At 33.6% G+C, this 2,967-nt stretch carries 2 protein-coding genes; both read right to left on the bottom strand.

What is annotated here, in order from left to right:
• Positions 1–603 precede the first annotated feature (603 nt).
• Positions 604–1,629, bottom strand: a complete 1,026-nt coding sequence (locus tag AB1414_18265; GenBank protein MEW6609360.1) for a hypothetical protein — start codon at positions 1,627–1,629, stop codon at positions 604–606.
• A 555-nt stretch (positions 1,630–2,184) separates the two neighbouring features.
• On the bottom strand, positions 2,185–2,553 hold the full coding sequence (locus tag AB1414_18260; protein MEW6609359.1) for a hypothetical protein: 369 nt from the start codon (positions 2,551–2,553) through the stop codon (positions 2,185–2,187).
• Between the last annotated feature and the right edge of the window lie 414 nt (positions 2,554–2,967).

Here is a 2,967-nt window from a genome sequence, read left to right as displayed (position 1 = left end):
GCATCCTACTCACTTCTTCAGATATATCCCAAATGGATTGAAAATCTGGCAGATAATTAAGACCTTTAGATAGAATTAGATAATACCTTCCCTACTCTCCTACTTCCCTACAGGGTGAATAGTTACATTCATTGTTTGTTTTTCTCTTATTTCACTTTCAATGCAACAGTAAGTAGCCTAACGATGAAGTTCAGGTGCGGCGGGGAGAATTACCACAAAAGTTCGACCTGTGAAATAGAAGAATAAAATATCCCCCAATTAGGGTGAGAAAAAGAATAAACATCTCGTTCCTATGGAGCTAATTTGTTATGAGGGAGATAATCTTTCTACAAACATATCGCTTCTCTGGGGCTAATATGAATAAAGCTCCGTAGGAGCGACCTGTTTGTAGTAGTAGTGTTTGTAGTAGAGATTGAATATCTGTTTCTTGCATTTTATTTAAACCTATTTCACAGGTTGAATTTTTTTATTATTCGTGTTCATTCGTGGTTATATATTCCCTCTGTGTTTTCTGTGACTCTGTGGCTATATTCCTGAACGGTTACAGAAAATAAAGTTGACCTTTACCGCTTAGCGAGAACTTCTTTACTGATTAGTAAGATTCTATTCACCCCCAATTTTTCTTGGTAGAAGGATTTTTTGTAAAGATTCGGTAACTTTATCTTCCTGACTTACCTCTCTTATCTTATGTATTTCTTCAATTGCTTGTTTCCATATAGATTCATTAGAACTAAATTCTGCTAAGTACTCCAATCCTTCTCTATCTTTAGTTTTCATCATTTCATCAATATATTTTTCTAACTCTTGCACCGCCTTAAGGCAGGTATCTTTATAAACACCTTTAGTAGCCCTGATTACATATTTGAGAGATTTTAAATCATTAATTTCTTCTACCGCCCTATTTCGTTTTATTCTATTACTACCTAATGCGGCGACATATCGTAAAGAGTCTAAGTCTTTAGATTTGATTAATTCATCTAATAATTTTTCTAATCCGTCTATTGCTTTGTGTTGAGCCTCTCTATCTTTACTGAAGATTATCAAGCATTTCAGACCATCTCTATCTTTAAATCTAACCAATTTTTCAGTTAATTTTTCAAGTTCTTTAACCGCGCGATTAGCCGTATCCCGATACATATTCCACTGAGCAACAAATCGCAGTCCCTCTGTATCTTTAAATTTAGCCAATTCTGCAACTGATTTGTTTCTAATATCTCTAAATCTTCCCCACTGGGCGATATATCTTAATCCTTTGAGGTCTTCAAATCTAACTAATTCCTTAAGGGCTTTATTTCTATTATCACTAAAATAACTTGCCCTTGCCACATATCTTAATCCTTCTAAATCTTTCGATTTAACTAATTCATTGATTAATTTTCCTAATTCTTTAATCGCTCTGTCTCTAATACTCACACATATACTATGTGAATCGCGAATTAATCTATTAATAAGTTGTTTCATGATTTCCTGAATTTCTGGTGTTGCGGCTTGTCTGGATAATTCACGAATCAAGAATCCTGTAGATGCAATTGTTTCTTCTCCTGTGCCTGAATGAAGTCTATGGAGTGCTTTCTTTATTTTCGGAAGATTAGCTTTTTCAAGAACTAAAGATTGTGAGAATACAGCCATTTTTTTCTTCCCCCCTTTCTTTTAGTTACCCGCATAAATTCTGTGCGTTATTTGTTTTCAACACGATATTAGTAATCAGTTATCGGTAAGCGGTTTTTAACACCTTATCTGAGCTACTGATTACCTGATTACCGATAACCGATTACCTGATTTCACTTACGGACACATCTTATTTTTTCTTATCTTTCTTTTCCTTCTTGTCTTTACGCTTTTCTTCGATAGATTTTTGTGCCTTTTTCTTCACCTTACTTTTTTGCCCCATTATTTTTCCCTCCTCTTTTTTGGTGATTGGTAACTGGTGAATGGTAATTATACTTTAGAGAGGTATATTTTGTGATTTTCTGTTACTATCAACTCAGGTTATCAGTTATCGGTTATCAGGTTATCGGTAAAGAGCAAGCAGTAGCCTCCTATCTCAAATTACCGATTACTTTAAATAATCACAATTTATACCCCACTGGAGTATAGTTACCAGTTACCATTTAACCGATTACTTACTTTATAATTTCGTGAAGCCCTATTTGGTAATTGGTAACTATTTACCTGAACGCTTATTCATTTTCCTCCCTCTCCGACAAAATAACTTGATTTGCGTTTAAACAACAGATTAAAAGTCGTCAAACTACCATAAATACGAGTAATATATTGTTGCATTTCTATCTTTTCTTCATCGGTGAATTTAGTGTTTGAGTTAATTTTTTGTTCCAGGACTCTCAGTCGGTCGCGAATCATAACTATTTTGTGAAAAAATGCTTCTAAAGGGATATGTTTTGGTGCAAGGTTTGTATTTTTAGGTCGTATAATTAATTCTCCACCTGTCCATTTTTCCCCAAGTTCGATTTCTGCCTCTTTTAATGACAATTCTTCACTTAAGACTTCTTTGACAATCTCTTTTATCCTGTTATAATCTATTTCTGTAGTCAAATCTTTTTTCCCTCCAGTTTATTATTTTACAATAATCTAATCTAACTGTCAAGAAAAATTTAATAAATACTACTGACTAATAACCGAATTTTCGTAACCGTTCAGGTGGTAATTTACCGCAGAGACGCAAAGGAACAGAGAAGATATGGAAATAAATCAGATAACAGAAAAGATTATTGGTGCAATCATGGTAATACATGGACATCAAAACTAAATTTGTTAATCAAATCATGATATGTCGGTCCTCAAAAGCTTACACTGATGAAAATCCATGATGGAATGAAGTGTCTGGTAAATAGTTTTTAATTTTTTCTCTGCGTCTCTGTGTCTGTTATGTAAAGTGTCAAGCTTTTTTTTATTTTTTTACTTAAGAAAAGACTCTACGACTTATCTCTATAACTCTACACCTTATTT

This window comes from bacterium, from assembly GCA_040755795.1.
GTDB lineage: Bacteria > UBA9089 > CG2-30-40-21 > CG2-30-40-21 > SBAY01 > JBFLXS01.
This window is presented reverse-complemented; position numbering and strand designations above follow the sequence as displayed.

What these genes read in the sequence shown, in the direction of transcription:
- AB1414_18265 (MEW6609360.1), bottom strand. Translation starts at nt 1,629, where the DNA reads ATGGCTGTATTCTCACAATCTTTAGTTCTTGAAAAAGCTAATCTTCCG.